We start from the raw sequence: 5058 nt of genomic DNA, 5'->3' as shown, positions 1-5058 counted from the left end.
CGCGCGAGACGGCCCAGGAGACGGCGCGCGAGACGGCGCGCGAGGCGGCCCACCCGCGCGGGACCCCCGGCGGCCCCGCGCCCGCGCCGGTCCGCGCCCCCGCGGCGCCCACCCGCCTGGTCTCCGACTGGCGGGTGCCCGACTGGGAGGAGGCCGAGGAGTTCGTCCGGCTCTTCCACTCCGAGCACCCCGAGCAGCCCATCCCGCTGTCGATGCGGCTGCGCCAGATACGCGAGCACCTGGAACAGACCGGCACCTACCGCCACACCCGCGCCGAGCTGGAGTTCGGCGCCCGCGTCGCCTGGCGCAACTCCAGCCGCTGCATCGGGCGTCTGTACTGGAAGAGCCTGCGCGTCCTGGACCGGCGCACCGCCGCCACCCCCGACGAGATCCACACACACCTCCTCGACCACCTGAGACAGGCGACCAACGACGGCCGCGTCCGCCCGGTGATCTCCGTGTTCGCCCCGGCCACCCCGTACCGCGAGGCCCCGCGCGTCTGGAACAGCCAGCTCGTCCGCTACGCGGGCTACCGCGCCGCCGACGGCTCGGCGATCGGCGACCAGGGCCAGATCGGCTTCACCGAGGCCGTCCGCCGCCTGGGCTGGCAGGCGCCGGGCGGCTGGTTCGACGTGCTGCCGCTGGTCATCGAGGTGCACGGCGACAAGCCGCAGCTCTACGACGTGCCGCGCGACCTCATCCTGGAGGTGCCGCTCACCCACCCCGACCACCCGCGCTTCGACGCCCTCGGCCTGCGCTGGTACGCCGTCCCCGCCATCTCGAACATGCGGCTGTCCATCGGCGGCATCGACTACCCCCTGGCCCCGTTCAACGGCTGGTACATGGGCACCGAGATCGGCGCGCGCAACTTCGTGGACCAGGACCGTTACCACCTGCTGCCCGTCGTCGCCGACGTCCTCGGGCTCGACACCGCCAACGAGTCGATGCTGTGGCGCGACCGCGCGCTGGTCGAGCTCAACGTCGCGGTGCTGCACTCGTTCCGCACCGCGGGCGTCAAGATCGCCGACCACCACACCGAGTCGCAGCGCTTCCTCACCCACCTCGCCCGCGAGGAGGAGCAGGGCCGCATCGTGCCCACCGACTGGAGCTGGATCGTCCCCCCCATCTCGGGCGGCCTGACCCCGGTCTTCCACCGCTACTACGACGAGGCCGACCTGCGCCCCGCCTTCGCCCTGGACGAGGACGCCCGCACCCGCGCCGAGGGCGGCTGCCCCTACCCGCACTGAGCGGCGCTGCCGGGCGCGGGCGCCGAGCGCCGGGCCCCGAGCGCCGGTGTCAGTCCGGCTCCGGGAACGCCCCGTACTGCGGCTCGCCCAGCGGCTCGTAGGTGTGCAGCACGATCCCGGAACCGGTGGTCGCCGTCCCCGTCAGCGTCAGCGCGGTCGGGGTCGTGGTGCCCTCGGGGAACAGCCGCCGCCCCTCGCCCAGCACCACCGGGTGGATGAGCAGCCGCAGTTCGTCCACCAGCCCCAGGTCGAGCAGCGAACGGCCCAGGGTCGCGCTGCCGTGGATCTGGAGCTCGCGGCCGGGCCGCGCCCGCAGCTCACGGATCTCCGTCGCGAGGTCGCCGGTGAGCGCGGTGGTGCCCTCCCACCCGGCGGTGACCGGCGTGCTGGTCACCACGTACTTCGGCAGCCCGTTCAGCCGGGAGGCCACCGGGTCGGCCGGGTCGGTCACCCGCGGCCAGTAGGCGGCGAAGATGTCGTACGTCCTGCGGCCGAGCAGGAACGCGTCCGCCTCCCCGAACCAGCCCGACACCAGGCGGCCGAAGTCCTCGTCCGCGTACGGGAACGACCAGCCCCCGTGCCGGAATCCCCCGCTCGTGTCCTCGTCCGGGGCCCCGGGCCCCTGGACCACCCCGTCCAGCGACAGGAACTCCGTCAGCGTCACCCTCATCGCGCCTCTCCTCGCCTTCGCGGCCTCTCCGGCCTTCCCGATCTCGCGCTCGCCCCTCGGCGGTGCGCTCGGGAGGGGAGACCGGCGGCGGCCCGGAAACTCAGCGGTCGGGCAGCAGGTCGCGTTCCTCGAAGACCAGCAGCGTGCGGGTGCTCAGCACCTCGGGGATCCCCTGGATGCGGGTCAGGACCAGCTCGCGCAACGCCCTGTTGTCCGCCGTGTGCACGAGCAGCAGCACGTCGAAGTCGCCGCTCACCAGGGCGATGTGGGTCGCGCCCGGCAGCTCCTCCAGCTTCGCGCGCACCGTGCGCCAGCTGTCCTGGACGATCTTCAGCGTGATGTACGCGGACGCGCCCTGCCCGGCGCGTTCGTGGTCCACGCGCGCCGAGAACCCGCGGATCACCCCCTCCTCGATCAGGCGGTTGATCCGCGCGTAGGCGTTGGCGCGGGATATGTGCACCTGATCGGCGACCGAGCGGACCGACGCCCGCCCGTCCGTCCGCAGCAGCCGCAGAATCGCGGCGTCGATGGGATCGAGCGGTCGCACCTGCTGCGGAGGCGCGGAAGTCAACTGGTCGTCCGGCATGCCGAGAAGCCTCCCCTTCCTGGACGTCCTGCCCCCATACCACGCCACATCGAGCCAGTTGTCCACAGCGTGGGAGGCACCGTAGCCAAGCTGCGTCATCGACCGAACAATCGGTAGGGAAGCGAAGCCGCCGCGAGGAGGTGCCCGCCATGACCGTTTCCGAGCTGCCGGCCCATGCCACCGCCGCCCGTGAGGCCGCCCCGCCCCTGCCCGACCAGGAGCCGTACCGCCTGCTCGGCACCAGGGCCCCCGACCCGGAGCTGTGGCCCCGGCTCCACCGCGAGCTGGTGCGCGGGAGGCGTTACAACACCCAGGCCACCGCCCTCACCCGGCAGGGCAGGCTGGCGGTCTACCCCTCCTCCGCCGGGCAGGAGGCCTGCCAGGTCGCCGCCGGGCTCGCGCTCGGCCCGCGCGACTGGCTCTTCCCCAGCTACCGCGACACCCTGGCCGCCGTCGTCCGCGGACTCGACCCGGCCGCCGCGCTCACCCTGCTGCGCGGCGACTGGCACACCGGCTACGACCCGCACACCCACCGCGTCGCCCCGCTCTGCACCCCGCTGGCCACCCAGCTCCCCCACGCCGTCGGCCTCGCCCACGCCGCCCGCCTGCGCCGCGACGACCTCGCCGTCCTCGCGCTCGTCGGCGACGGCGGCACCTCGGAGGGCGACTTCCACGAGGCGCTGAACTTCGCCGCCGTCTGGCGGGCCCCCGTCGTCTTCCTCGTGCAGAACAACGGCTACGCCATCTCCGTCCCCCTCGCCAAGCAGACCGCGGCCCCGAGCATCGCCCACAAGGCCGTCGGCTACGGCATGCCCGGCAGGCTCGTGGACGGCAACGACGCGCCCGCCGTGCACGACGCGCTCACCGGCGCGCTCGCCCGCGCCCGCGCCGGTGGGGGCCCCACCCTCATCGAGGCCCTCACCTACCGCCTGGACGCGCACACCAACGCGGACGACGCCACCCGCTACCGCACCGACGCGGAGGTCGCCGCCTGGCGCGCCCGCGACCCGCTGACCCTGATGGAACGGGAGCTGCGCGCCCACGGGCTCCTCGCCGACGAGGACGCGGCGGCGGCCCACGAGGCGGCGGAACGCACCGCCGCCGCCCTGCGCGAGGCCCTGTCCGGCGACCCGGAGCTCACCCCGGGCGACCTGTTCAGCCACGTCTTCGCCACCCCGACGCCCCAGCTCGACGAGCAACGCGCGCACCTCGACCGGGCCGCGCGGCAGCGGGAGCTCTCATGACCGCCCCGGCCCGGATCCCGGCCGCCCCGAGCCCCCGCGCCCCGGTCTCCATGGCCCAGGCCCTCAACCGGGCGCTGCGCGACGCGATGGCCGAGGACCCGGCGGTCCACCTCCTCGGCGAGGACATCGGCGCGCTCGGCGGGGTCTTCCGCGTCACGGACGGCCTCGCGGCCGAGTTCGGCGAGGACCGCTGCACGGACACCCCGCTCGCCGAGGCGGGCATCCTCGGCGCCGCGACCGGCATGGCCATGTACGGCCTGCGGCCGGTGGTCGAGATGCAGTTCGACGCGTTCGCCTACCCGGCGTTCGAACAGCTGGTCTCGCACGTCTCCCGCATGCGCAACCGCACCCGCGGCGCCCTGCCGATGCCCCTGACCGTCCGCATCCCCTACGGCGGCGGCATCGGCGGCGTCGAGCACCACAGCGACTCCTCCGAGTCCTACTACATGGCCACCCCGGGGCTCCATGTCGTCACCCCCGCCACCGTCGCCGACGCCTACGGCCTGCTGCGCCAGGCGATCGCCTCCGACGACCCGGTGGTCTTCCTCGAACCGAAGCGCCTCTACTGGGCCAAGGACACATTCGACCTGGACGGCCCCGGCGTCCCGCCGTTCGGCAGGGCCGTCGTCCGCCGCCCGGGGTCCTCGGCCACCCTGATCACCTACGGCCCCTCCCTCCCCGTCTGCCTGGAGGCGGCCGACGCCGCCCGCGCGGAGGGCTGGGACCTCGGCGTGATCGACCTGCGCACGCTCGTCCCGTTCGACGACGCGACGGTCTGCGCGGAGGTGCGGCGCACGGGGCGCGCCGTCGTCGTGCACGAGGCCACCGGGTTCGCCGGGCCGGGCGCCGAGATCGCCGCCCGCGTCACCGAACGCTGCTTCCACCACCTCGCCGCGCCCGTGCTGCGGGTGACGGGCTACGACATCCCGTATCCGCCGCCGCTCCTCGAACGCCACCACCTGCCCGACGCGGACCGCGTGCTGGAAGCCGTCTCCCGCCTGCAATGGGACCTCGTATGAGCAACGAGACCGCCACCGAAGAGGAGTTCCTCCTCCCCGACCTCGGCGAGGGCCTGACCGGGGCGGAGATCATCCGCTGGCTGGTCGGGGTCGGCGAGACCGTCGCCGTGGACCAGCCCGTGGTCGAGGTCGAGACCGCCAAGGCCCAGGTCGAGGTCCCCTGCCCCTACGCGGGCACGGTCACCGCCCGCTTCGGCGAGCCGGGCCAGGAGATCCCCGTCGGCGCCCCGCTGATCCGGGTGGACGCCGAGGACTCCCCCGGCGTGGGCCCCGTCCTGGTCGGCTACGGCCC

General features: G+C 74.4%; 6 protein-coding genes. 4 read left to right on the top strand and 2 right to left on the bottom strand.

The window, feature by feature from the left end; translation table 11 throughout:
* Positions 1-116: 116 nt before the first annotated feature.
* The gene (locus ADY01_RS32505) at positions 117-1247 is read left to right on the top strand and encodes a nitric oxide synthase oxygenase (protein WP_049580336.1); all 1131 of its coding nucleotides are present in this window, start codon (positions 117-119) and stop codon (positions 1245-1247) included.
* Between the two features lie 49 nt (positions 1248-1296).
* Here ADY01_RS32505 and ADY01_RS32500 read toward each other — a convergent pair whose 3' ends face one another.
* A complete protein-coding gene (locus tag ADY01_RS32500) occupies positions 1297-1917 on the bottom strand; it encodes a dihydrofolate reductase family protein (protein WP_049580335.1) in 621 nt (206 codons plus the stop codon).
* Between the two features lie 100 nt (positions 1918-2017).
* Positions 2018-2503 (bottom strand): Lrp/AsnC family transcriptional regulator, encoded by a 486-nt coding sequence (locus ADY01_RS32495; protein WP_049580334.1) that lies wholly within the window; start codon positions 2501-2503, stop codon positions 2018-2020.
* Between the two features lie 149 nt (positions 2504-2652).
* On the opposite strand from ADY01_RS32495, the gene ADY01_RS32490 reads away from it, so the two are divergent.
* The 3 genes from ADY01_RS32490 to ADY01_RS32480 form a co-directional block, all read left to right on the top strand.
* A complete protein-coding gene (locus tag ADY01_RS32490) occupies positions 2653-3747 on the top strand; it encodes a thiamine pyrophosphate-dependent dehydrogenase E1 component subunit alpha (RefSeq protein WP_049580333.1) in 1095 nt (364 codons plus the stop codon).
* Complete coding sequence (locus ADY01_RS32485) at positions 3744-4766, top strand: alpha-ketoacid dehydrogenase subunit beta (RefSeq protein WP_049580332.1); 1023 nt, start codon at positions 3744-3746, stop codon at positions 4764-4766. The genes ADY01_RS32490 and ADY01_RS32485 overlap by 4 nt, the downstream gene beginning before the upstream one ends.
* Positions 4763-5058: biotin/lipoyl-containing protein (locus tag ADY01_RS32480; protein WP_049580331.1), on the top strand; the 296-nt coding region annotated here is incomplete at its 3' end. The genes ADY01_RS32485 and ADY01_RS32480, both read left to right, overlap by 4 nt.

Origin of the sequence: Streptomyces sp. SBT349, from assembly GCF_001083795.1 — a bacterium.
Lineage (GTDB): Bacteria > Actinomycetota > Actinomycetes > Streptomycetales > Streptomycetaceae > Streptomyces.
Note: the sequence above shows the minus strand (reverse complement) of the source record. Positions and strands in the feature narration are given on the sequence as shown.